This is a genomic window from Spirosoma terrae, assembly GCF_010435915.1.
GTDB lineage: Bacteria > Bacteroidota > Bacteroidia > Cytophagales > Spirosomataceae > Spirosoma > Spirosoma terrae.
On record NZ_JAAFZH010000013.1, the window covers coordinates 136,681 to 162,634 of the forward strand.

The following is a 25,954-nucleotide window of genomic DNA, read 5'->3' on the forward strand; positions in this document are numbered from 1 at the left end:
GCTGACTGAATTGCCAGTTTTGCCCTTCAGACTACCCGTAGCTTTTATCAGAGAGCATACGGAGCGCTCACAACCGCAAAAAATAAACCCTTTGCTATCAGGGCGTTCTGGTAGCGTAGTACGCCAGCACTTGTAAAACCTCGCTGCCGATTGTAGTATTACGACTAATTCCTCAATGCTACGTTCACCTCATTCAGCAAACATGGTCCGCTTTTTAGGTATCATCAGCCTGCTCTTTTCTCTCTCCCAGCTATCCAGCGCTCAAGTCAATTCACCCGCGTCATCAAAGCCCGCCAGTTATCAGTTTACCAAAGGGTTGCTGGCTCTAACGGGCAGCCGATACGGACGGGAGGCCATTTATATGGACCCGTTGGCCTATCAGTTATATACAAACACGCTGAAAAAACCCATCGAAGGCGCTGTATTTGGGCAGAACGCACAAGGTCAGGACATTACATGGCAGACCGTAACCGCCGACAGTCTAAATAGAATACGGCCAAGAAATGGCTTTCGAATGGGCGCCGGTGGTCCGGCGGGCCCTGGAATTTCGCCCGGTAGCATTCGCAACGGCATCGGGAATGGGGGCGGCTATATTTACCTGACGTATTCATCTCCAAAAGCGCAAACCGCGATTCTCAATATCAAGGGCAATAGTCATGTGTACGTGAACGGCGAACTGCACATGGGCGATGCCTACAGCATGGGCTTTCTGTCGCTCCCTATACAGTTGAACAAAGGGCTGAATGAATTTTATGTTCGCGGCCTGTCCATCACCGCCAGCCTGACGTTTCCGACGAAACCCGTTTTGCTACATGTAGACGACCCAACTATTCCAGGCATTAGTTTGGGTGGCCCTAACTCGGCTTTGCAGGGAGCTGTTGTGGTTATCAACACTTCCGCCAAACCCTTAACTGATTTGACGATCAGGAGCGTGGTACAAGGCAAAGAAGTTCTTTCTTCTCTACCCGCTATTCCAGCCTTATCGTTACGTAAAGTACCGTTTACGGTTGATGGCAGTGCCGCAACAACACCAGGTAAAGTGAACTGCGCCTTAACATTGCTCAAAAACGGGAAACCAATCGACGAGAATACCATAACACTAGACGTAGTAGCGCCTGGTGCCTCTTACAGTAATACGTTCGTCAGCGCTATCGACGGAAGCCTTCAGTACTACGCCGTAACTCCGCAATCGTCTCCCGCTACGTCTAATTCGGCACTGTTCCTGTCGGTTCACGGAGCAGGCGTAGAAGCCATTGGTCAGGCCAGAGCCTATAAACCTAAAGACTGGGGAACGCTGGTAGCCGCCACCAATCGGCGACCACGTGGTTTCAACTGGGAAGATTGGGGACGCATCGATGCACTCGAAGTCCTGTCTATTGCTAAAGACAAATTCAAACCGAATCCGCAACATATCTACCTGACAGGTCACTCGATGGGTGGACACGGCAGTTGGTTCCTCGGTGCTACGTATCCCGACAAATGGGCGGCTATTGCTCCCTGCGCGGGCTATCCGACACTCAAGGAATACGGGTCGGCCGATGGCGTTATTCCGGATAGCAGTTCGGTTCCCGTTGAACGACTTTTGCTACGTTCCGGCAATCAGAGCGACGTATTGAAATTGGTCAGCAACTACAAGCCACTGGGCGTTTACGTATTTCACGGCGACGCAGACAAAACCGTACCGGTTACCTACGCCCGGCAAATGCGCAAATTACTGGGCGATTTTCATAGTGATCTGAGCTACTACGAATATCCCAATGGCGAACATTGGTTCGGCAATCATAGTGTTGACTGGAAACCGTTGTTCGATTTTTTCAAGTGGCACAAGCGCCCGGCCGATTCAACGGTCAATTCCATTGATTTCATGACAGCCAATCCGGGCATTTCGTCTTCGTACTACTGGGCCTCTATCGAACAGCAAAACCAGCCGTTGCAGTATAGCCGAATCCGACTGAATCGGAGTACCAAAACGCTTTCGGGCAAAACGGAGAATGTGCAGTTGTTGAAACTCAAGCTGGCCGACTTTGGGGAAAATGCCGCAGTCAACATTACGCTCGACGACACGACTCCGATCCGTTACACTACCCAAAGCGCCAACGACAGCTTGTTTTTGCGCCGGGAAAATAATCAATGGCAGATAGCCCAAAAGCCTACTGTGCGGGAGAAAGGGCCGCATCGGTACGGTACGTTCAAAGATGCCTTTAATCACCGAATGGTTTTTGTGTATAGCACACAGGGCAGCAAAGAAGAAAACGAGTGGAGCCTACAGAAAGCACGATTCGATGCCGAAACCTGGTATTACCGGGGCAATGGTGCGGTAGATATTATTGCCGACACCGATTTTTCGTTACAAAAATATGCCAACCGTGGCGTCATTTTGATCGGCAATGCTACGTCTAACGCGGCCTGGAAGGTACTCCTGGCCGACTGTCCGATTCAGGTCGAACGCAATTTGATTCGGATGGGCAATCAGTCCTGGAAAGGCGGGGACCTGGCTACATATTTTGTCTGGCCTATTAGAGACTCCCCTGTTGCATCGGTGGCCGTTATTGGCGGAACGGGGTTGGCCGGGATGAAAGCCGCTTCGGCTAATCAATATTTTGCGGGAGCAAGCGGTTTTCCCGATTTCATGATTTTTGGGCTAGACATGCTGCAGAAGGGCAGCCAGGGAGTGCAAGCAGCAGGCTTCTTCGACAATGCATGGAACGTAGTCGGAACGAACGTAGTTACCAACGAATAGTTGCCATTTCTCTACTACACGTACCGTTAATACGGTTGTTTTGCCAAATGACCTATTTTTATACATTCATATAGTCGGGAACAACTAATTTGCAGCCATTGGTAACCACTAACCTTACGATTTCATAACACTAGAATCTTTTCATGCTTATAACTACCACTTCCAATATTGAAGGTAAACACATTTCGAAATACGTTGGTCTGGTCAATGGTGAAGCCATTATTGGGGCAAATCTTGTCAAAGACTTTTTTACCAGCATCCGGGATGTAGTGGGAGGTCACAACGGTGCCTATGTTCAGGCGCTTCGCGAAGCGAAAAGCATTGCTATCAAAGAAATGATCGATCAGGCGACCCGGCTTGGCGCCACGGCCATCATCGGCGTCGACCTCGACTACCAGACTATCGGTAGCAATGGGGCCATGCTCATGGTTAGCGCCAATGGCACCGCCGTTGTTGTTGAAAAAGGCTGAGACTGGTAGCTTGCCAAATTTCATGTAATTTTACTGGCAAACCGAAACCAGCTACATTTTTTGTGACTTCATCAACCTTTTCAGTTCGCCAGGTTCTCTTCACCGCCTGGCTTAGTGTTACTGCGTTTTCTTCCTTTGCTCAGATCCCTGGCCGCCAGATACACTGGTCGACCGATGGCAATGCCTTCGCAACTGTAGAACAAGGCAATCTGGTTAAAACAGATATTCGTTCTGGACGAAAAATAGCCCTGATCGCCAAAGAGAAATTCCAGAAGTCGGGGTCAAACCAGCCACTGGCAATCACCGATTTTGCGTTTACACCCGATAGTAGTCAGGTACTTATTTTCACGAACACGGCCCGCGTATGGCGCTACAACACGCGGGGCGACTATTATCTTCTAAATAAGGCAACAGGACAGCTTCGTCAGCTTGGATCTGGTTCCAGCCCGTTACCGGCTCAATCGTTTATGTATGCCAAATTTTCGCCCGATGGCAAAAAAGTAGCGTACGTGAGCGACCATAATCTGTTTGTCGAAGACGTAGCGACCGGGCAGCGGACGCAACTCACAACCGACGGTACGCGCAAACGCATAAACGGTACGTTCGACTGGGCGTACGAAGAAGAATTCGACTGTCGCGATGGTTTCCGCTGGAGCCCTGATAGTAAATCGATTGCGTACTGGCAGGTCGATGCGACCAAGATCCGGGACTATCTGATGCTGAATACGACCGATTCCATTTATTCGCACGTTGTGCCGGTCGAGTATCCTAAAGTTGGCGAAAACCCTTCGCCCGCCCGCATCGGAATCGTTTCAGCAACGGGTGGCAAGACAAACTGGCTCGCTATTCCCGGCGATCCACAGCAGCATTACCTGGTTCGGATGGAGTGGTTTCCTACCGCTAACACGATCATTGTCCAGCAGTTGAATCGCAAGCAGAACGAAAGCAAGTTGTTTGTCTGCAACCCAGCAAATGGGTCGGCCAATTTGATCGCAACCGAAACCGACAAAGCCTGGATCGATGGGAAAGACCGTTGGAACCCCGACGGTCCCGCTGGCTGGGAATGGCTCAATGGTGGTAAGGCCTTCATCTGGGTATCCGAAAAAGATGGCTGGCGTCATATTTACCGAGTCAATACTGACGGTAAACAGGAAGTGTTGCTGACGCCGGGCGCCTACGACATTGCATCGATTAATCGCATCGACGAGGCAACCAACCAGATTTATTTCATCGCATCGCCCGACAATACCAACCAGCGCTATTTATACAGAACCCGTCTGGATGGCAAAGGCAAAGCCGAACGCGTGACGCCTGCCGGTTTATCGGGTACGCATGGGTATACTATTTCGCCGAATGGCCGGTTTGCCATGCATACGTTTACGAACTACCAGACGCCCCCCGTTCTTGAGTGGATAAGCTTACCGGATCATAAACCCATAAACGAAAGCGCAAGCATAGCCACCCGAGTAAACCCAGTAGCCAAATCGAACATCAGCTTTTTCAAACTGACAACCGACGATGGCATTACGCTAGATGGCTGGATGGCCAAACCGACTGATTTCGATAGTACGAAAAAATACCCCGTTGTCTTCTACGTGTACGGCGAACCGGCCAGCAGCACCGTCAACGATGTGTTTTCGGTCGGCATAAACCGTTTATTTCTGGGCGATATGGCTAAGGCGGGTTACGTCTACGTAGCGCTTGATAACCGGGGCACGCCCAACCTAAAAGGAGCCACCTGGCGCAAAGCCATTTACCGGCAAATAGGACGTATTAATATCCGCGATCAGGCGATGGGTGCGAAGAAGCTGTTTTCGCAACACGCCTACCTCGACACAAGCCGGGTGGCGGTTTGGGGATGGAGCGGTGGCGGCTCTACAACGCTCCATCTGCTGTTTCAACATCCCGACATTTACAAAACGGGCATTTCGATTGCGGCAGTAGGCAATCAGTTGTTCTACGACAATATTTATCAGGAGCGTTACATGGGTCTGCCTCAGGAAAATCGCGAAGATTTCGTAGCTGGCTCGCCCATTACGTATGCTAAAAACCTGCGGGGCAACCTGTTGTATATTCACGGAACCGGCGACGATAACGTTCATTACGACAATGCAGAAGTATTGATCAATGAACTGGTAAAATACAACAAGCAGTTTCAGGTTATGCCGTACCCTAATCGTACCCACAGCATTTCGGAAGGAGAGGGTACGTCGGAGCACCTGCGCACGTTGTATACCAACTATTTGTTACAGCATTGCCCTCCCGGCCCCCGTTAAGCCACTTCACGACTATGACCCGACTGAGAATCCTGTTCGTACTGTTATTGCTGCCATTACTGGCTGCTGCACAGCAGTATGAATTTACGCACGACGATACGCTACGTGGTTCCATTACGCCTGAACGAGCCTGGTGGGATCTGGCTTTCTATCATCTAAAGGTTCGTGTTCAGCCTACTGATAGCACCTTAAACGGCTCTACTCTGATTCGGTATCGCGTTCTGAAACCAGGCCAAACCCTACAAGTCGACTTGCAGCGACCGCTTCGGGTACTGAAAGTGGAGCAGGACGGCGAATCGCTCAAATTTCGGCAGGATGGCAATGCCTATTTTGTTACGTTGACGAAGCTTCAGCAACCCGGACAAACCGAAGCCATTACGGTCTACTATTCTGGGAAGCCACGTATTGCCCGACGTCCGCCCTGGGATGGGGGTATGGTGTGGTCGCGCGATAAGTCGGGGAATTGGTTTATTGCAACCGCCTGTCAGGGACTCGGAGCCAGTGCCTGGTGGCCTTGCAAAGATCACATGTACGATGAGCCCGATTCAATGGCTATCAGCGTTACGGTACCAGAGGGGTTAATAGACGTATCAAATGGTCGATTGCGGAAGGTAACGACCAATGCCGATCATACGCAAACGTATGACTGGTACGTATCGAATCCAATCAATAACTACGGCGTCAACCTGAATATCGGCAAATACGAGCACTGGAACGAAACCTATACCGGTGAAAAAGGCCCACTTTCTGTCGATTTCTATGCCCTTCGCGACGATATCGATTCGGCCCGAACGCAGTTCAAGCAGGTCAGTAAAATGCTGAAAGCGTTTGAATACTGGTTTGGTCCTTATCCCTTTTATGAAGATGGCTACAAGCTGGTTCAGACGCCTTACTTGGGTATGGAGCACCAGAGTTCCGTTACGTACGGCAATAAATTCCGTAACGGCTATCTGGGCCGAGATCTATCACAAACCGGCTGGGGCTTGCTCTGGGACTTCATTATTGTTCATGAATCAGGCCACGAGTGGTTTGCGAACAATATTACCTATAAGGACGTAGCCGACATGTGGATTCATGAGAGTTTCACCAACTACTCCGAAAACCTGTTTACGGAATATTATTACGGGAAAGATGCCGGGGCCCAATACGTAATAGGTTGTCGCAATAATATACGTAACGACAAACCGATTATCGGCACTTACAATGTAAACCACTCAGGATCAGGCGATATGTACTACAAAGGTGGTAATATGTTGCATATGATCCGGCAACTGGTTAACGATGATGAAAAATGGCGGCAGTTGCTGCGGGGTATGAACAAAACGTTTTATCACCAGACCGTTACGACACAGCAGATCGAAACCTATATGATCCAGCAAACAGGGCTGAACCTCAAACCGGTTTTTGATCAGTATCTGCGCGATACCCGTATTCCGATACTGGAATATCGCCCGGTAGCCGGCGGCCTTCAATACCGCTGGACCAACTGCGTGGCTGGTTTCAACATGCCTGTCCGGGTTTGCCTTGATGAAGCCGGACCTTACAAGCTCTTGACGCCAACGGCTCAATGGAAGACCCTGTCGGCTAAAGGCGTTACTGTCCTGACGCCCGATGCAAACTACTACGTACTAAGCAAAACAGCCAGCAGCCTGTAGGCAAGCTTATTTCCCGTAAACTAAAACATCCCGAAAGATCAGTTCTTTCGGGATGTTTTAGTTTACGGGCTTTGTAGAAACTACCTGGCACGAAACTACCATTACGTTAAAAAACAGTTAAGTATCCGCTACAAATCAACTGACATACAACAACTTATTACAAAATTAGTTATTGATCGCCGTACTACCTTATGAGTGTATGCAACACTCATAAGGGGTAAAACGTATTACTATATGACACGGTAACAAAACACGACTTAATATATAGAACTACATGAGATCATATCCTATAATCAACGTATCGGCCGATATATCTGCATGGCAAAAGCCAGTTTTATGGATGCTGGCGAGTTTCACATGTCTCTTATCGTCCTGCAACAAACCAGCCGATGAAGTCGCCCCTCAAACTACCACTACGTCAGTCTCTAATGCGAACAGCACCGTAGACAACTGGATTCTGGAAAACATGCGGGACTATTACTACTGGAATGATAAGATTCCGGCAAATCCAGATACGACGCTTGCGCCGAGTGATTTTTTCGATTCAATTCTCTATGCATATGACGCTACGTTACGTCCCGACGGCGACCGGTTTTCGTGGATCGAAGAAAGCGCCGACCAGTTAGCCGCCGAACTAAGTGGAGAAAGCAAAACAACCGGCATGGAATTTACGCTTTATCTGCGATCGTCAGGCTCTAGTGATGTCATCGCGCAGGTTCTGTACGTATTGCCAGGTTCACCAGCCGCTACGGCCGGTTTGAAACGAGGTGACATTATCAGCAAAGTAAATGGGCAGGGGATTACTGTTTCGAACTATGCATCTTTGTTGTTTGGCGATATTTCCACCTACACGTTCGGACTCGCTCAATATAGCAATCAGACGATAGTGGATACAGACGTAACAAAAACCGTAACAACAGCAGTGTTCCAGGAAAACCCCGTTTTCCTCGATTCAATCTATACGGTTGGCAGCAAGAAAATTGGCTATCTGGTTTACAATCAATTCGTTCCTGCACCCAACGGGAGTGAAGGCAGTGAATATGATAATCAGGTAGACGCTATCTTCAGCAAATTCAAAGCAGCAGGAGTGAACGAGATGGTACTGGATTTACGGTATAATCCGGGTGGGTACACATCGTCGTCCGCTAATCTGGCCAGTTTGCTTGGGAAAGGCGTCGACGCCAGCAAAACATATTTCAAGGAGTCCTGGAATGCTACGTTAACACCTTATCTGACCAAACAGTATGGTAGCGATTTTTTCATCCAGAAATTCAGCACTAAAGCTCAGAATATCGGCGCTAACCTGTCGAGGCTTTACGTCCTGACCACCGACATGACAGCCTCGTCCAGCGAGCTGATTATTAATGGCCTACGTCCTTACATGACGGTCAATACAATTGGCACCAAAACGGTCGGCAAGAACGTAGGATCAATTACGATAACGGACGACAGTGGCAAAATCAAGTGGGGTATCCAGCCTATTGTGTTTAAATCGTTCAATAGCCTTGGCCAATCCGATTACTCATCTGGTTTCACCCCCACTGTTGAAGTTGAGGAACCGATTTCGCTCTATCCACTCGGCGACACCCGCGAAGCCTTGCTGAATGTAGCCTTAAGCCAAATTACGGGCTCTGCAGCCAGCGCTCGACAGGGCATATCAGCCAATTCGTTTAAAATGGTAGGGTCATCCATTCAACGTAAGGCGGGTGGTAGCCAAATGTTTAAACCAATAAAAAAACTCAACCTGTGAGATACAGTGTCTTCCAGCAATGGTCTCTAAGTAATCCATATAACCCAGTTTCGGTTACACTGAAAGACCATCTCTAGCCATTTTTGCAGTAAAATTTGCCTCACTCCCCAACAATTAAGAATTTTTATGAAGTGTGCTCGTTAGTAAGTAAGAGCAGTTTAAAGTAATTTTGCAAAGCGCATTTGAGGTTCCGACCCGCTGGCATCAGGAATAGAAGGTAGATTCTCATCCACAAGAGCTGTTCTATATTCGTCCTATCCGGTCTAGTCTGAGCGTCAAATGCGTTAGTCTTAACGCAAATACGTGTAACTTTACGGTTTAGTTCTTTCGTTTACGCTATCTTTCATGATTCATTTTCCAATCCGATTTCGTTCGGCAACTGGCTCAGTGCCGAAGTCAACAACCCCCGCGACTGCAATTTCTCTAGAAGACCAGGATACAAAAAAACATCGTCGGTCACAGCTCATTAACTGGGCACTTGGCTTAGTCTGTATTGGCTGGACTGGGGCGCTCATCGGTTGTAGTAGTTCTGATACAGCGTCTACCCTGGGCGACTGGCGACGTCGTTCCGATTTTGAAGGGGTCGCACGGTCGGCAGCCACGGGATTCGTTATTGGTAATTTTGGCTACCTCGGCACTGGTGTTGATGGGTCGAGCAACCGTCTGAAAGACTTCTGGGCCTACGATCAGACAAAAAACACCTGGGTACAATTAGCCGATTTTGGTGGTGTGGCCCGGACTACTGCCGTAGGTTTTTCGGTTGGTACAAAAGGCTATATCGGAACCGGTCTTAATGCAAACAGCGATAAGCTGAAAGACTTCTGGGAATACGATCAGGCTACCAATAAATGGACGCAGATTGCCGACTTCGGTGGTACTGCCCGCTATAGCGCTACCGCCTTTTCTATTGGTACGAAAGGCTATGTAGGTACCGGTAACGATGGCAACTACGTAAAAGATTTCTGGGCTTACGACCCAACGCAGAAGACCTGGACGAAAGTAAGCAGCTATAGCGGCTCAAAACGCATGGGCGCTGTCTCTCTTGTTATCAATGGCTTAGGCTACGTAGGTACGGGTAACAACAATGGCAGCACACAAAGAGACTGGTATGCTTACGATCCGGCTCAGGATTTATGGGTTGAAAAGGCACAATTCACTTCAGACCAGTCTACCATTGCTCGCAGTTATGCAGTTGGTTTTGTTATCAACAACCTGGGCTATATTACAACAGGAGATGCCAGCAGCACGACGGTTTGGCAATACACGCCGGGAACTGACACCTGGGCTACCCTCGGCACTTTTGAAGGTGCTTCTCGTCAATATTCGGTTGGCTTTGCTATTGGCGGCAAAGGCTACGTAACAACGGGACAACCTGTTGGCGGTACAACTCGTTATGATGATTTGTGGGAATTTGATCCAACCATAGCACAGGATCTTGACAACAACTAAGCGTATCGACCGTAAAAAACGATATTCCAGCACAGACCTGATCCGAACTGGGCTGCTATTGATGATGCTGGGTCTTGCTATCATAACAGGATATTTGTTTTATAGCTGGAACCCTCACTATTCAGTAAAGGTCTTTCATACACCATCTGGCTGGGGTTATGATATACTCAATAACGACAAACCGTTTATTCATCAACCTACCATACCAGGCGTTCCTGGTCTGGTAGGTTTTCCTAACCGGGAACAGGCCCAGCGAGTGGGCGAACGGGTTGTTGAAAAACTACAAGATGAGAAGGCTATGCCGACTCTGACCCATGACGAATTGCGCCAGTTAGGCGTAACAATTCCCTGATTTGTTTTTATGATGCGTACTATCTGGTACGCCGGTTTGTTATTGCTGACCGGTATTGTACTTTTCGCCTGCGAGTCGGGCGACCTTAATGTCGGGCAATCGGTTATCAACCCTACTGAGTTGGATATTCAGCCAATTGATTCTGTAACCATTCGGACATCAACGGTACTGAAAATAGACTCACTTCCCACCTATGGTCCTCTTGACGCTAATATTGTTGTTGGGCAATGGACAAGTGCACAGACGGGTAAACTAACAGCAAAAGGTTTTTCATCCATTGCTTACACCAATCACTCATTATTATCCCAGACAAATTTTCGTTTGGACTCCCTCGTACTGGAACTGAACTATGCCTACGCATATGGCGACACAACAACCGCGTTTAATCTGGGTGTCTATCGGTTAACCAGACCTTTAAGTGTAGAGCGAGCTTATTACAATACCAGTACGGTTAGTTACGAAACAACGCCTTTTCTTCAGCAAACCACCGTTCCAAGACCCAGAACCCGCCCAATACGGATGCGGCTGCCTGATGCTGTTGCACAGGAGTTTTATACGAAACTGGTCAATGGCGAAATTACTGATGGTACTACGTTGAACGAGTTTTTTACCGGATTTGCGTTCGTTAGTCAGGCGGCCAATGGAAATACCTTTTTAGGGTTTGTTAGTAGTGCGAGTGGACTGCGGCTTTTTTATCACGACACAGACGTAAGCCAGACGGCTGGCAACGTATTGTTCCCGCTGCAATCAACCGCCCATTTTACGAACCTGACGAATGATCGTAGTGGCACTCCGCTGAAAGCACTGCAACAACGTGCTGATGCCGTCAGTAGCAACTTGACCGACAATACGTCGTTTATTTCGTGGGGAGCTGGTTTACAAACGCGACTGGAATTGCCGTATATCAACCAGTTCGAACGATCAGATCGATATGTTGCGCTGAATAGTGCTTTACTGGTTATAAAACCCGTTCGACAAAGCTTACTGGACAATACGCCCCCCCCTACTCAGTTGATCTTGTATGAAGTAAACGATAGGAATGAAATTCTCTCAACGGTACCGGGTACGGCTTCGGGCACTACAGCAGCCCTCGCCAGTTACGTTTATGATCCAACAGGACCGATCTTTACTGACTCCTACACGTTCGATATCACAAGCTACGTAGGCCAGCTTATTAAACAGCGCATCCCCAACCGGGCTCTGTTGCTGACGGTCTATCCGCCAAGTGCAGCAAATGGACAGCCAACTTCCATACTGGAGATGATTCAGCGGACTACGCTGGGTAATCAACAACGGCAGAATGACCAGATGCAGCTACAGATTTTTGCTACGTCCACTGTTCGCTAGGACGATACGTAGTAAAATTCCTGACAACGCTCAACAAGTTAAAACTTGTTGAGCGTTTTTTTTGCACCATCCTGAGAGATGCTTAAAAAGTCTTAAAATGGCCTAAAAGAGCTCTTTTCTGGAAATACGATTGCAACAAGTTGGCAGGCCACTACGTAATTTATATAGAAGCCAGTACCAACTAAAGATTAGCAACGCTACGTCACGAATTCGAAAAAAGCCTGTATGCCCTACCTGTACGTTACTTCTTAAACCGTGAAACAGCGGCCAAACTGAATAGCCCGACAATGCAACGTACATTCGTGAAAACCGAATCAACCTATCCGGTTCATACACAATCGTCGGCCTTAAGCTCGCTTCTGTCAAATTCTGACGATGACTTCTACGGCAGCTTACAACGAATATGGAATAGTGTTGTTCAGTTGGAAGACCTGGGTATGATCCAATCGGAACAAGAAAAGTTTGTGTATGCCTACCGATTTGCCGAAGCCGAGCTCCATCGGGCCTATTCTGAAAAAGAGCCGATTTGTCTATCTCCTTCCTATCGCTAGTCCCAAACTCCCTTTGCCTGATACCAATGAAATCGTACCAGAACGAACACGTCGCCTTAACAGTAGACTGTAGCATTCATTTGTTGAGTCAGACATGGATCGGGATACCTTCCAGCGACAATTTCCAGCAAGGGTCACGGGTAAGTTTTGTATTAGCTCAACGCCATCAGATTAAGCGGTGGCTTATCGACTTGCAGGATCTGCGGCTGTTTAACCCTACAGATTTGCAGTGGTTTATTCATCACTGGCTTCCTAAAGCCGAACAAACCTTGTCCCATACCAGTCGGATTGCTATTGTTCTCAATGATCTGAATCAATTCAGCAAACAGGGCAGCGACCTGATCGTACGGGCTTCGATGAGCATCAATCCGCTTGTCATGAGTCGATACTGTCTTTCTAAGAAAGAAGCCCGGCAGTGGCTCCTACAATCTAGTTAAACAACCATAAAACGGTACGTAATAAAAGGTGGTTTCACTAACCCAAAAAGCCCGTACATATGGGCTTTTTGGGTTTTCTTTTACGTTTCTCAATTCGTATCAGATCATCTTCTTTGTTCTGCAACAGGAAGCGATAATCCTGCGTATGGTCAAATAATACGGGCGATACGTAGTGCTGCTGGTCAGAAGAACGTTACGTATGGCTTGACGGCTGTTTTGAGCTGTACTATATCAACCACACGTTTTAGAAAAGCGTTGCTCCATAATAAGATTAAGGGATAATGCCCTTACTATGAATGGATTTACTACGTATTATTTTGTATTTTTAGTAGCCCTGATCAGCAACTAATGGCGGTTGCCTAAAATCTAATCAGGAGTTTTGACCGCGTTCACTGCCCGGAGACCTATACAGAAAAGCGGCCTGGTATGGGGGTTATCGATACGATAAAACGACATTATAGCGAATAGGATACTTACGGTTAATCGTTTCGCCTATGCGAATTTCTACGTTCCGAGTCCGATTTATCTTACTGTCCCTTAGTCTCCTATTTCCTTCTGTACTTCTGGCAACACATCAGGTGGGAGGGCAATTAGAAATGCGAGCTGTTGGCGACATACCTGGCCATTACCGAATCATCGTAACCAATTATCTGGAAGATGGTACGCGTGGCGCACAGAATCAGTCCAGCATTGGTTTGATAGGCATTTTTCGCAAACGCGACAATGTGCTGATGCAATCCTTCTCCGTTCGGGAAAGCACCGCTCGCCAACCGGTCATTTTCAGCAACGAATATTGTTCCGAACAGCGAAACCTGCATTTTATTGTACTTATCTACGAAGCCGATATTCAGCTAGCTCCGGCTGATTATACGGATCTGCAGGGCTATTATATGTCCTACCAAACCCGAAATCGAAATGCTGGCATCAATAACATCAACAATCCATCGCAGGTAGGTTTTACGTTCTATCTGGAATTCCCCGCTCTCCAGCAAAACGGCGTATTATTTCAGAATTCGTCGCCAAAATTCGCGCCGATTAATGGTGAGTACATTTGTCTGGGCGATGCGTTTTCGTTTCCCTTTGGTGGTACTGATCCTGACGGCGACGAATTGCGGTATTCGATGGTAACACCTCTGGATCAAAAAATAGCCAACAACCGCCAATCTGCCGTTTCAGCAGGCCCTTACCCCGACATTACCTGGCTCTCAGGCTATGATGCCAATAACGCTATTCCGGGTAGCCCGCCTTTGTCAGTCGATGCTCAAACGGGGAAATTATCCGTAACAGCCACCAAATTAGGCTTATATGTTTTTGCGGTTAAAGTAGAAGAGTATCGGAATGGCGTAAAAATCGGGGAAGTGCGACGCGATTTTCAACTGCTGGTCATTGATTGCCCGCCGTTAACAACACCAGACCCTACCGTTCAGATTCAGAACCGATTGCTTACCAGCCGGGACGCAACCATCTGTCGGGGAGACTCCATTAAGCTCCAGGCAACCGTCAATGCGGACTGGAATTATCAATGGCGTAAAAACGGTATCAATCTTGCTAACGCAACCAACCCTACTCTATCTGTTCGTGATGCCGGTGTGTATACGCTTGTCGTTTCTCTAAAAACAACCTGTAGCAAAACCGGCAACTCCGCCCCTATTACCATAAACGTATCAGGCGCCGACGGCAAACTCTATACAAGCGGTCATTTATGCGCTACTACAGGCGCCGTCGACATTACGTTGACAAGCAGCGCTGGAGTTTCTTACCAATGGTATCGAAATAGCCAGCCTATGTCAGCCCAAACGTCCGATTCCATCCACGTTTCTGAGGCCGGTCGCTATTGGGTTGCTTTGACAGAACTGTCGACCGGCTGTATTACGACTACGGATACAGCCTATCTTGATCGTTCTCCCGCCGTTCAGGCTCTTATCCAATCAACAACAGGCTCGCATCGAATTTGCCCCAATGATTTTTTGGTCCTAACCGGCAACGGTGGTATACAGTACAGTTGGGCAAAAGATGGACAACCTATTTCAGGGCAGAATGGCTCCGAGTATCGGATTTCTATTGCTGGTGTGTACAGTTTAACGGCCAGCGACCAATATGGATGTATCGGCATTGCACCCGCTTTTTCAGTGGAGCAGATTCCACCCGTTACCGTTACGCTCGATTCAATTGCCGATATGTGCGGCTCTAATGTTCCTATTGTTAATTTGATCGGTAGCCCACCCGGCGGAGCCTATGCGGGCGAGGGCGTAACCGGCTCATCGTTCAATGCCGAAGCAGCAGGAGTTGGCAATCATGTCGTTACGTATACAGTTAAAGCAGCTCCTGAATGTACCGGCACCGTAGCCACCCGACTGGCAATAGTAGCCCCGATTCCGACCATACAACTGACCGACTCGCTAACAACGTATAAAGGAAATACCTTTTCTCTAAACGCGGTTTATACGGGTAACCCCAACCAGTTTCACTGGGCGTCTGCTACGTATCTGGATGCCGACAACGTAGCGAATCCCACCGTAACCAATATTGCGGATGATATTACCTATACCGTCGAAGTCGAAAACAATAGTGGATGTATAACAAAAGATACCATTCATATTACTGTCTACGAACGTATCTGGATTCCTGATGCCTTTACTCCGAATGGCGACGGCATGAACGACGTATTGAAACTGCCAGGCATTGAAGCCTTTCCGGAAGCTGTCGTCACTATTTTTAATCGGTGGGGAGAAGTTGTCTACCTTTCCAAAGGTATTTATGCAAAGCCCTTCGACGGCATGTACAATGGTAGCGAATTACCGACAGGTGTATATCCCTATACCTTAAAACCGATCCCTGGCAAACCATCCCTGGAAGGTCGCTTATTCCTGATTCGCGATCACCATTAATAGTCGTCAATTCTGGCCTAAACTGAATTTCTCAAGTCTTGTTCATTGCCTTTTCTGGAATCGATACCAGACTAACCAGCCTGCGCGTCTGCTAAAAGTCATATTATACCAACAAATAAAAACAAAACAAATTAAATATTAACAATAAAACAAAAACAGTAACTTAATTCTTATGATTTTTAGTAATTAACATTTTTCTTTATCCTGATAAAATACATAATCGAGCACAGAAACAGGCCAACACCACACCAACATAGGAGTCTACCTACCTGGTCATGAGTGACTGAGACGTTAATCCAGAATGGCTGATTTATGCGTTTATTTATTTTGCTATTGCTGCTCCTGGCAGGAGTTCCTGTAGGTGCGATAGCCTCACATCAGGTTGGCGGTCAATTAGAGATGCAGGCAATTGGCGACACACCGGGGCACTACCGGATTACAGTCACCAACTATCTCGAAGCAGGAACTCCCGGCGTTACCAGTCAGTCCAGGAGAGTGTTCCTGGGTATTTTTCGTAAGCGTGACAATGCATTGATGATGACATTTGTAGTCTTCGAAAGTGCTGCTCGCCAACCCGTTATTTTCAGTAATGAATACTGTGCCTCCCAACGCAATTTACGGTTCCTCGTTCTGACCTATCAAGCAGAAATTCAGCTTAACCCCTCCGAGTACACGGATACGCAGGGTTACTATCTTTCTTACCAAACCGGAACCCGAAATACAGGCATTAGCAACGTAGTGAATCCGGACAGGGCCGGATTTACATTTTATCTGGAATTTCCGGCGCTATGGCAAAATGGACGTAATGTCAAGAACTCTTCCCCCCAGTTTCCTGCCATCAATGGTGAATACATCTGCCTGAACGAGCCCTTTGCCTTTTCCTTCGGCGGCTCCGATCCCGATGGCGATGAACTTCGCTATTCGCTGGTAACCCCACTCAATGGGCGTTCTGCTCCAGAGGGCCCCAACATAGTGTCGGCGGCTCCCTATCCCGGGCTTCGCTGGCGGCCAGGTTATTCGGCTACAAATGCAATCCCCGGAAGTCCGCCCTTGTCTATCAATGCCAGAACAGGCCAATTAGCCGTAACAGCCAATCGGGCAGGGCTTTTTTTATTTGCTGTCCGAGTAGAAGAGTATCGTAATAACCGAAAAATTGGTGAAGTCCGGCGCGAATTTCAGCTTCTTGTCATCGACTGCCCGGCCGAAACGGTACCCCTTCCCGAACTACGAGTCAACAATCAACCGGCTACGAATCAGGCAAAAACGCTATGCCGGGGCGACTCTGCCCTTCTTCAAACACCAAATGACTCCAACCTGCATTATCAATGGCGCCGGAATGGCATCAACCTGCCTAATGCCACCACTCCTTCGCTAGTTGTTCGGGACACAGGTGCTTACGATGTCATCGTAACGTCGCAGAAAGAGTGTCTGAAACCAGGACAATCACAGACGATCACCATCCGACGCGACACAGCAAGCGGACAAGTTAAGGCCATCGGTACGCTGTGCGCTATCGACGGCTCTGTGTTGCTGCTCGCATCGACTCAGTCTTCGGTTCGATACGAATGGTATCGGAATGGTCGACTGCTTACGCCCACTACCGACTCCATTCGAGTTGATCAGGAAGGTACGTATTGGGCACAATTGACCCATACCGACGGTCGCTGTTCGTTTCAGACTGACACGTTCACACTGGCTCGTCTACCCGCTTCGCCCGCATCGATACGTTCCGTTTCGGGTCGGACAAAACTTTGCCCCAACGATTCTCTGCTCCTGGAAAGTAGCCGAGGCAGTCAATATAGCTGGCAACGTGACGGTCAGCCCATTCCAAATGCCAATAAGCCCCAATACCAGGCCAGTGTAGCCGGGCGCTACGTTGTTAAAATTGTGGGATCGGATGGCTGTGCGCAGCTTTCCAACGAATTCGTAGTTGAACAGATTCCTCCAATTACGGTGCTTTTCGATTCTATACCGCCCAGTTGCAGTTCTACCGCTTTGCCCGTTACGTTACGTGGTAGTCCAGCTGGCGGTGCATTTGCAGGGGTTGGTGTTACTGGCAATACGTTCGATCCACTACGTGCCGGAATAGGTCTGCATTCGTTAAGCTACACCGTTAAGCCCACACCCGAATGCCCAGGCATTGTAGCAACCCAAACCGCTGTGGTTGGCCGTGCTCCTTCCATTGCCTTACCTGATAGCATCGTAACCCACTCAGGTAGTACGTTCCCCATAGTTCCCACAGTTAGTGATGATGCACTGAGGTTCAGTTGGTCACCTTCTACTTATCTTGATAACCCGACCAATGCTACGGTTACTGTAGTTACTATTCAGGACGATATCACGTACACGCTGCGGGCTTTCTCTGAATCAGGCTGCTACGCCGACGGATCGGTACACATCAGGGTGATTGATCAAATCTGGGTACCGGATGCTTTCACTCCTAATGGCGATGGCCTGAACGACGTGCTGGAACTACCGGGTGTCCGAGCTTTTCCCGAGGCCGTCATTACGATCTTCAATCGGTGGGGAGGGGTTGTGTTTAAATCGGAGAAAGGATACCCAAAACCGTTCGACGGAACGCTGAACGGCAACGAATTACCGACTGGCATTTACTCCTACCAATTGCAAACTACCAACAGCCAGCCACCAACAGAGGGCAGTATCATGCTACTCCGAAACTAAAAATGGGCCGCATTTTTCAATACGGCCCGTTTTTCAACAATCATTTGTGAGTTTTCGATGCGCAAACAGAGTTATACGTAACAAGCGGCAGGCATCAGAGCATGGTCAATAAAGCCTACTTAATAACGGCTATCGTCATCCTCGTCTTCTTCATCTTCTTCGCCAAAATTGCTGCCGGGATTGAACATCGAACCCAGTAGATCCTTAAACTGCTGCCCCGTATCCATCGCTTTTTTACCAATGAGCGAGTGCTCGGCCAGACCGTGGAGCGCAAACTCCATCATAAATAGCTTTTCGGCTTTGCTCAAGCGTGGGTGAAATTCATCGACCAGATCATCCAACCCGTCGATCGTACGAAGACGGGCCTCATAATCACGGTTGGCCAGATCGCTCAAGATTTCCATGACGTTGCCATCACCGAACCAGTCCGTTATTTTCTTGTACGGATTACCACGTTTGTCTTTTTTCGCTTTTTCCGGGTTGGGAAAATACTGTAAAAACTGGTTCCGGACGGCTTTTCCGATGAGGTTCTGCGCCACAATGACAGGGCCTTCTACTTCGCCCTCATAGACGAGCTCTACTTTACCGCAGATAGCCGGAACCACTCCGTAAAGATCAGCGATACGTACGTAGGTTTCTTTTTCGCTGTTCAGCAATGCCCGGCGTTCGGCCGACGACAACAGGTTTTCGTAGGCCGAAATTGTCATCCGGGCCGACACCCCACTCTTCGAATCGACGTATTCGCTTTCCCGGGCTTCGATAGCCACCTGTTCGATCAGATCAGTAATCAGATCGTTGGTTTTTACCATCCCTTTTTGCTCGGTTTTCACGATTGCTTCCTGCATCGTAATCTTCTTACCAATCTCAATAGATTTCGGGTAGTGCGTTACAATCTGCGAGTCGATCCGGTCTTTTAAGGGCGTTACGATACTGCCACGGTTGGTATAATCCTCCGGGTTGGCCGTAAACACAAACTGAATATCGAGCGGTAGCCGAAGCTTAAACCCGCGAATCTGGATATCGCCTTCCTGAAGAATGTTAAACAACGACACCTGGATACGCGCCTGCAGGTCAGGCAATTCGTTGATAACAAAAATACAGCGGTGCGAACGCGGAATCAGTCCAAAGTGAATGGTACGTTCATCCGAATAAGGCAGCTTCAACGTAGCGGCCTTGATGGGGTCAACATCACCGATCAAATCAGCAACGGATACGTCGGGAGTAGCCAGTTTTTCGGTATACCGATCATTACGATGCATCCAGGCAATTGGTGTTTGGTCCCCTTTTTCAGCAATCAGATCGATCGAATGCCGGGAAAGGGGTTGCATGGGATCATCGTTCAGTTCAGACCCTTCCACAACGGGGATATATTCGTCCAGCAGATTCACCATCAGTCGGGCGATCCGGGTCTTTGCCTGACCCCGTAGCCCCAATAGATTAATGTGGTGCATAGACAGAATAGCCCGTTCCACATCGGGAATAACGGTATCTTCATATCCCCAGATACCGGGGAAAACAACCTCTTTATTCCGAATCCGGTCAATCAGATTATCGCGTAATTCCTGTTTAATAGATCGGGGTTGGTAGCCTGCTGCTTTTAGCTCGCCAAGCGTTTTAATTTTCAATAAGTTGGAGGATTTCAGACTGCGGTAGTTCATTCGCGTTTTATGGATGAATGAGAGTGTACAAGTACCATCTGCTTAGTTAGTTATAGGCAATCGCGCTAACCTTCCGACGTAGTTGCTGTACACTATTGCTAACAGGCTTTCGGCAGAAATGGTTTTTTGACCGTAAAATTGGCTACTTTTACTACGTTGCAACACGTGTTTGCGCTGGGCAAGATCGCCCCATGCCAGCTATGAAGCCAGTTTTTGTTGTCTTTAGTTTCCTCTTTTTATTACTCGGTATATCTGCCTGCCGCGTTAAGAACAATCCGCCAGAACTGACGGCTGTTCTTCCTAAACAAGCCTTTGTTGGTCAGGAAATCACGCTTTCAGGCTACCAGTTCGGCGATGACCCCGTTGTTACGTTTGGGCGTTCGGGGTCAGCTATCGTAGGAAAAATCGTTAGCGCTGCCGATCAAAGCATCCGGGTAACGGTACCTCTCGTCACGCCGGGTATAACGCAGGTGCAGGTACAAACCAGCGAAGGAACGTCAGATCCACTCCCCCTCAACGTACAGCAACCGCCCCCGGTTGTGTCTGCCGTTACCCCTTCGAATGGACTTCCCGGTACGAACGTAGTGATTACGGGTACCTATCTGAATCAGGTTCAGGAACTGCGCATTGAACAATCGGAAGCCATCGTGGTCGACAGTACAGCCGACAAACTAACACTACAGATTCCGAAAGACATGCCCCACGGGCCGATCAACATTGTGATCGGCACCAAAGGCGGAGTAACCAACGCCAGTTTTATTGTAGCGGGCACCCCACAAATCAATAGTATATCGCCCAAAGTAGCTCGGCCCGGGTCTGAGCTGGTTATTCAAGGCGTAAACCTGCTGGATGGAATCGTACGGATCAACGGCTTAACGACTGACAGAAGCCAGACGACCATTAAAGACACTGAAATCCGAACCATTATTCCCACCAATGCTACGTCGGGCAAAGTGACCGTAACCGTTTTTGAAAAGCTGATTGCGACCAGTACTGATAGTCTGAAAATAGTTCTGCCACCTGCCGTTGCCAATTTGAGCGCTCGCGAAGGTATAGCAGGCGATAAAATTATTCTGACCGGGATGAATATGCGCGACGTAACAAATGTCCAGTTTGGCAGTACGGTAGTTCCGTTCCGGATGTTGAGCGATACCCAGCTGGAAGCTACCGTTCCGAGCTTAGCCTCATCGGGCGCGCTGACCGTTGCCGTATCCAGTGCTGGGGGAAATGCCAGTGCATCCGATCAGTTCTTTTACTACGTTGCCCCTTCTGCCATTGTTGTAAGCCCGGCCCGTCAGGTCCCTCTCCAGCCTATCACCATTACGGGGCAAAATCTATACCGAATCACCGAAGTACGTGTCAGCGGTATCACAGTTCCTGTAACAAGCCGAGTTGAGGGTTCTCAGTTGCTTGTCAGCGTACCGGCAGCAGCCGTCAATGGTCCCGTTACCGTAACCAACCGAGCGGGCACTGCCACCAGTGCTCCATTGGTAGTTATTCAGAAGCCGGTTGTCACTAGTATTCTTCCGGCAAAGGCCCGCTCCGGCGAACGTATTGTTATACAAGGCAATTTTCTGCTGAACGCCCAGTTTTATTTTACTGGATCGACAAGCCCGGCGGCCGATGGCGGCAAAAACGAAGATACGGAACGCTGGATACTTGTTCCGGCCGATGCCCAGACGGGGCCTATTCGTGTCGTAAACGTAACGAATCAGCCAACCAATACCGATCTGTTTACCGTTCTGCGACTGGCCACTATCACTGACTTTACGCCCAAAACGGCCAAAGTTGGCGATGAGATAACGATTACCGGACAGTATTTGACTAGCACAACGGCCGTAAAATTCAATGGCGGTACGTTGACTGCTACGTTCCGGCTGTCGGGTAATTCCTTACTCGTTACCGTTCCTACGGGAGCAACTACCGGTCAGGTCTGCATCACTAACGATGCAGGCATAACCTGTACGACGGCGAATTTTACGATAGACAAGTAGGCTATAGTTTATGGTTGGCTGACGCAAGATTTTGCTGACGCGTCAGCCAACTATAAACTATAAACCATAAAATGAAAACCCTACAACTGCTCAACAAGCACTTCGTTGATGCGGACGTAGCTTTCGTGCGTCCAGCCAGCAATGTGGGGAGTCAGAATGACGCGATCCGATTGCTTCAGGTAATCGAAAGCAGCCTGCTGCTCCGGTGTCAGTTTGGCTAGTTTTTCATTTTCGAGAACATCCAGACAGGCCCCGCGGATTTTACCGCTTTCCAGCCCTCGCACAACAGCCGACAAAGAAACGATTTCACCACGAGCGGCATTAATCAGGTAGAATGGCTTTCCGAAACGATCAATAAAATCATCGTTTATCATCATCCGCGTTTCGTCTGTCAGCGGAATATGTAGACTCAGGACATCTGCTTCTGCTATGATCTGCTCCAGAGAGGCTTCCTGAGCAAACTCGTTTCCGTAATTCTGCAGGTATTTATCATAGGCCAACACCCGACAGCCAAATCCACTAAGCCGACGAGACGTAGCACTCCCATTGTTACCATACCCAATCAACCCGACCGTCATACTGCCCAGTTCATATCCTCTATTACCTTCACGGTCCCAAACTCCCTGACGAACCTCCCGATCCGCTTTAAGAATGTTGGCCAGCAGGCAAAGTAGCATGCCGACCACATGCTCAGCCACCGCGTCGCGATTGCCCGTACCGGCATGAAAGACCTTAATATGTCGGCGTTCGGCGGCTTCCAGATCGATCAGGTCCAGCCCGGCTCCGGCCCGGCCAATAAATTGTAGGTTTGGTGCGTGATTCAGCAGCTCTTCGTCGACGGTGGTTTTACTACGTATAATTAGGCCAGTAAACTGAGATAATTGCTCAATCAAACCAGTTCGAGTGATTTTTGGTTGATAGTCATAAGCAAAGCCAGCCTCATCGAGCATGGCAAAAAGCGATGGGTGCATCTCATCGGCGATGAGAATGGATCGTTGATTCTGGGACATCCGTGCGGTTTTCGTAACTTGCGAACATTATAGACATTAGATACTGCCAATTGGCGTTGGAATCTCTGACTCCATCAGCCCAAATTCAGTACCTGATAGCCTTTTAAACTAGTTGGCGAAACTAATAAAAGTAGATGGAACAACGCCAATCCGACGATCCGAACGAAACGCGCACACCCGCATCAGCCAATCCAAAATCGGTTGAGCGCCCCGGCAATAATCAATCAGCTTCAGCCAAGCAATCGGCTGAGCAACCCGCAAACGGTCAACCAGGCAACGAACAGCGCCGACGTGAGGCCAGTCAGCGCCATACCCAACAGCGCGACAATCGCCAGCCCAATAATCGTTCTACGAACCAGCGCGATGAACATCAACAAAATACCCGTCCTGAACGGGAGTCTAAAGATGCTCAAAGTTCCGACAACGGAACCAATCAACGGAACGAACGTAACGCGCCCCGCAATGAGCGCGACCGCAATCAGGGGCAACGCGATCGCCAGCAGACAACGGAACGAGAAACAAACTCACCGGAGCCAGCTAACCGTCTGCAACAATCGCCTGAAAGTACAGCGCGCGTTGACCGGGATAACGCCATCGTCCGTGAAGCCGGATCACCAGAACGGCTGGTTATCGGGATCAGCCTGGGGGATTATAACGGCATTGGCCCTGAAGTAATCCTTAAAGCACTACAATACAACCGATTACAGAAAATATGTACGCCTGTAATCTACGGGTCCATGCGGGTCCTGAACCGGTATCGGAATTTGCTGAACCTCAAAGACTGGAACCTCAATGGAGCCCCAACCATTGCGCAGATCAGCCATAAAATGACCAATGTCATTACGTGTTGGCCCGATCAAAATCAGGATATTCAGCCGGGACACGTAACGGCCGAAGCTGGACAGGCGGCATTTGCCTGTCTGCAGCGCGCTGTTGATGACCTGAAAGCCGGTAAGCTTGACGCATTGGTAACAGCTCCGATCAACAAATACAACATACAGTCGGAAGAGTTTAAATTTCCGGGGCATACCGAATATCTGGCACAAGAGTTTGATGTTCAGGATAATCTGATGTTCATGGTTAGCGAACAGCTTCGGGTTGGTGTTGTTACGGGTCATGTACCACTCGGCCGCGTTCGACAGAACGTAACACGTGATCGTATCGCCCAAAAACTAACCCTAATGATGCAATCGCTACGTCAGGATTTTGGTATTGACAAACCCAAAATTGCGGTTCTGGGCCTTAATCCTCATGCTGGCGAAGAGGGCCTGCTGGGTAACGAAGAGCAGGAAATCATCAAGCCATTGATTGCGGACTGGCGTAATAAGGGGCAACTGGTTTTTGGCCCCTATCCTGCCGACGGTTTTTTTGGAACCCGTGCTTATACCAAATTCGATGCCGTGCTGGCTATGTATCACGATCAGGGGTTGATTCCGTTTAAAGCAATTGCCTTTGAGGAAGGTGTCAATTTTACGGCTGGCATGGCCGCCGTTCGAACATCGCCCGATCACGGAACCGCTTACGATATTGCCGGTAAGAATCTGGCCGACGAAACCTCCATGCTACAGGCTATTTATACTGCCGTTGATGTAGCTCGCCATCGGAAAGAATTTCTTGAGCTGGAAGCTAATTCGCTGAAGAAACAGCCCATTGATATCAAATAGTAATTGCCGCTCAATGGCTTAAAGGAGAGCCATTGAGCGGCAATCCATTCATCAGAAGGGCTATCTTACTGCCCACCGACTATAAACCAAAAAAACCTTCACCAATGCTTAAATCAATGACCGGCTACGGTAACGCGACAGTTGAGGAAAACAACCTGTCCGTAACGGCCGAAGTAAAAACACTAAACTCTAAATTTTTGGACATTTACTGCCGTTTACCCCGGCAGTTTTCGGATAAAGAAATTGAATTACGCTCCCTGTTGACGCAACAACTGGAACGGGGCAAAGTAGAGTTATCGATCAATTTAACCCGTAGCAGTGGCCTCAAACCGGGGGTGGTTATTAACCGGCCAATGGTGGCAGCCTACGTTAGCGACCTGAAAGAAACCGCCAATGGTATGCTGATGAGCGTATCTGACAGCGACGTATTACAATTAGCTCTTCAACAACCGAACGCTTACCTGACTGAATCCCTCGATACATCGGCAGATACGTCAGACTGGACAACCATACTGACAGCCATACAGGAAGCCATTCGCCGGTGCGATGCGTTCCGCAAACAGGATGGAGCGATCCTGGAAGGGAAATTTCAGGAGTATATTCAGACTATTACAGACCGACTGGCCGATATTGAAGAGCAGGATATTCGTCGTATTCCAGCCGTACGCGAGCGGATGCGTAACTCAGTCAAAGAACTACTCGACAACGAAAGCTTCGACCAGAACCGGTTTGAGCAGGAATTGGTCTATTACGTTGAGAAATTCGACATTTCGGAAGAAAAGGTTCGACTCAAAAACCATCTCGCCTATTTCCTCGAAGTGTTGGCAACAGAAGAAGCTAACGGAAAGAAATTGAACTTTATCTCTCAGGAGATTGGCCGTGAAATCAACACGATCGGTTCAAAAGCCAACGATGCCGCCATTCAGCGCTTTGTGGTTCAGATGAAAGATGAGCTGGAGAAAATTAAGGAGCAGACCATGAATGTGATTTGATTGTACTGCTGATTGACACAGCAGACAGTAAACAAGGTC

The 25,954-nt window shown here is 48.6% G+C and carries 17 protein-coding genes; 15 read left to right on the plus strand and 2 right to left on the minus strand.

What is annotated here, in order from left to right; translation table 11 throughout:
- Positions 1-202 precede the first annotated feature (202 nt).
- From GK108_RS23330 to GK108_RS23385, 12 genes are all read left to right on the plus strand, one after another.
- Entirely contained in the window at positions 203-2,740 is a 2,538-nt protein-coding gene (locus GK108_RS23330; protein ID WP_163953705.1) for a carboxylesterase family protein, read from the plus strand.
- 143 nt (positions 2,741-2,883) lie between these two features.
- Positions 2,884-3,210 carry a heavy metal-binding domain-containing protein gene (locus GK108_RS23335; RefSeq protein WP_163953707.1) on the plus strand — a complete coding sequence of 109 codons (327 nt, stop codon included), beginning with the start codon at positions 2,884-2,886 and terminating at the stop codon, positions 3,208-3,210.
- 158 nt (positions 3,211-3,368) lie between these two features.
- On the plus strand, positions 3,369-5,486 hold the full coding sequence (locus tag GK108_RS23340; RefSeq protein ID WP_163953812.1) for a S9 family peptidase: 2,118 nt from the start codon (positions 3,369-3,371) through the stop codon (positions 5,484-5,486).
- 14 nt (positions 5,487-5,500) lie between these two features.
- The gene (locus tag GK108_RS23345) at positions 5,501-7,141 is read left to right on the plus strand and encodes a M1 family metallopeptidase (protein WP_163953709.1); all 1,641 of its coding nucleotides are present in this window, start codon (positions 5,501-5,503) and stop codon (positions 7,139-7,141) included.
- 340 nt (positions 7,142-7,481) lie between these two features.
- Positions 7,482-8,891, plus strand: a complete 1,410-nt coding sequence (locus GK108_RS23350; RefSeq protein ID WP_246225116.1) for a S41 family peptidase — start codon at positions 7,482-7,484, stop codon at positions 8,889-8,891.
- A 345-nt stretch (positions 8,892-9,236) separates the two neighbouring features.
- Entirely contained in the window at positions 9,237-10,340 is a 1,104-nt protein-coding gene (locus GK108_RS23355; RefSeq protein ID WP_163953712.1) for a Kelch repeat-containing protein, read from the plus strand.
- Entirely contained in the window at positions 10,327-10,692 is a 366-nt protein-coding gene (locus GK108_RS23360; protein ID WP_246225107.1) for a DUF4907 domain-containing protein, read from the plus strand. Before GK108_RS23355 ends, GK108_RS23360 begins: the two co-directional genes overlap by 14 nt.
- Before the next feature lie 9 nt (positions 10,693-10,701).
- Positions 10,702-12,039, plus strand: a complete 1,338-nt coding sequence (locus tag GK108_RS23365; protein WP_246225110.1) for a DUF4270 family protein — start codon at positions 10,702-10,704, stop codon at positions 12,037-12,039.
- 287 nt (positions 12,040-12,326) lie between these two features.
- Positions 12,327-12,590: a hypothetical protein gene (locus GK108_RS23370; protein WP_163953714.1), complete on the plus strand. Its 264-nt coding sequence runs from the start codon at positions 12,327-12,329 to the stop codon at positions 12,588-12,590.
- A gap of 26 nt (positions 12,591-12,616) precedes the next feature.
- Positions 12,617-13,027, plus strand: a complete 411-nt coding sequence (locus GK108_RS23375; RefSeq protein WP_163953716.1) for a hypothetical protein — start codon at positions 12,617-12,619, stop codon at positions 13,025-13,027.
- Positions 13,028-13,521: 494 nt separating this feature from the next.
- The gene (locus GK108_RS23380; RefSeq protein WP_163953719.1) at positions 13,522-15,915 is read left to right on the plus strand and encodes a T9SS type B sorting domain-containing protein; all 2,394 of its coding nucleotides are present in this window, start codon (positions 13,522-13,524) and stop codon (positions 15,913-15,915) included.
- Between the two features lie 312 nt (positions 15,916-16,227).
- Positions 16,228-18,597, plus strand: a complete 2,370-nt coding sequence (locus GK108_RS23385; protein WP_163953721.1) for a gliding motility-associated C-terminal domain-containing protein — start codon at positions 16,228-16,230, stop codon at positions 18,595-18,597.
- A 119-nt stretch (positions 18,598-18,716) separates the two neighbouring features.
- Here the strand turns inward: GK108_RS23385 and GK108_RS23390 are convergent, their stop codons facing one another.
- Positions 18,717-20,255, minus strand: coding sequence for a P-loop NTPase family protein (locus GK108_RS23390; protein WP_163953723.1), 1,539 nt, complete (start codon positions 20,253-20,255; stop codon positions 18,717-18,719).
- Between the two features lie 200 nt (positions 20,256-20,455).
- Here GK108_RS23390 and GK108_RS23395 point away from each other — a divergent pair, with 200 nt between their 5' ends.
- Entirely contained in the window at positions 20,456-22,249 is a 1,794-nt protein-coding gene (locus GK108_RS23395) for an IPT/TIG domain-containing protein (protein WP_163953725.1), read from the plus strand.
- A gap of 80 nt (positions 22,250-22,329) precedes the next feature.
- On the opposite strand, the gene GK108_RS23400 is transcribed toward GK108_RS23395, so the two are convergent.
- A complete protein-coding gene (locus GK108_RS23400) occupies positions 22,330-23,259 on the minus strand; it encodes a 2-hydroxyacid dehydrogenase (RefSeq protein ID WP_163953727.1) in 930 nt (309 codons plus the stop codon).
- 134 nt (positions 23,260-23,393) lie between these two features.
- Here GK108_RS23400 and pdxA point away from each other — a divergent pair, with 134 nt between their 5' ends.
- Both pdxA and GK108_RS23410 read left to right on the plus strand, forming a co-directional pair.
- Positions 23,394-24,923 (plus strand): 4-hydroxythreonine-4-phosphate dehydrogenase PdxA, encoded by a 1,530-nt coding sequence (gene pdxA / locus GK108_RS23405; RefSeq protein WP_163953729.1) that lies wholly within the window; start codon positions 23,394-23,396, stop codon positions 24,921-24,923.
- 104 nt (positions 24,924-25,027) lie between these two features.
- Positions 25,028-25,915: a YicC/YloC family endoribonuclease gene (locus tag GK108_RS23410; RefSeq protein WP_163953731.1), complete on the plus strand. Its 888-nt coding sequence runs from the start codon at positions 25,028-25,030 to the stop codon at positions 25,913-25,915.
- Positions 25,916-25,954: the final 39 nt, after the last annotated feature.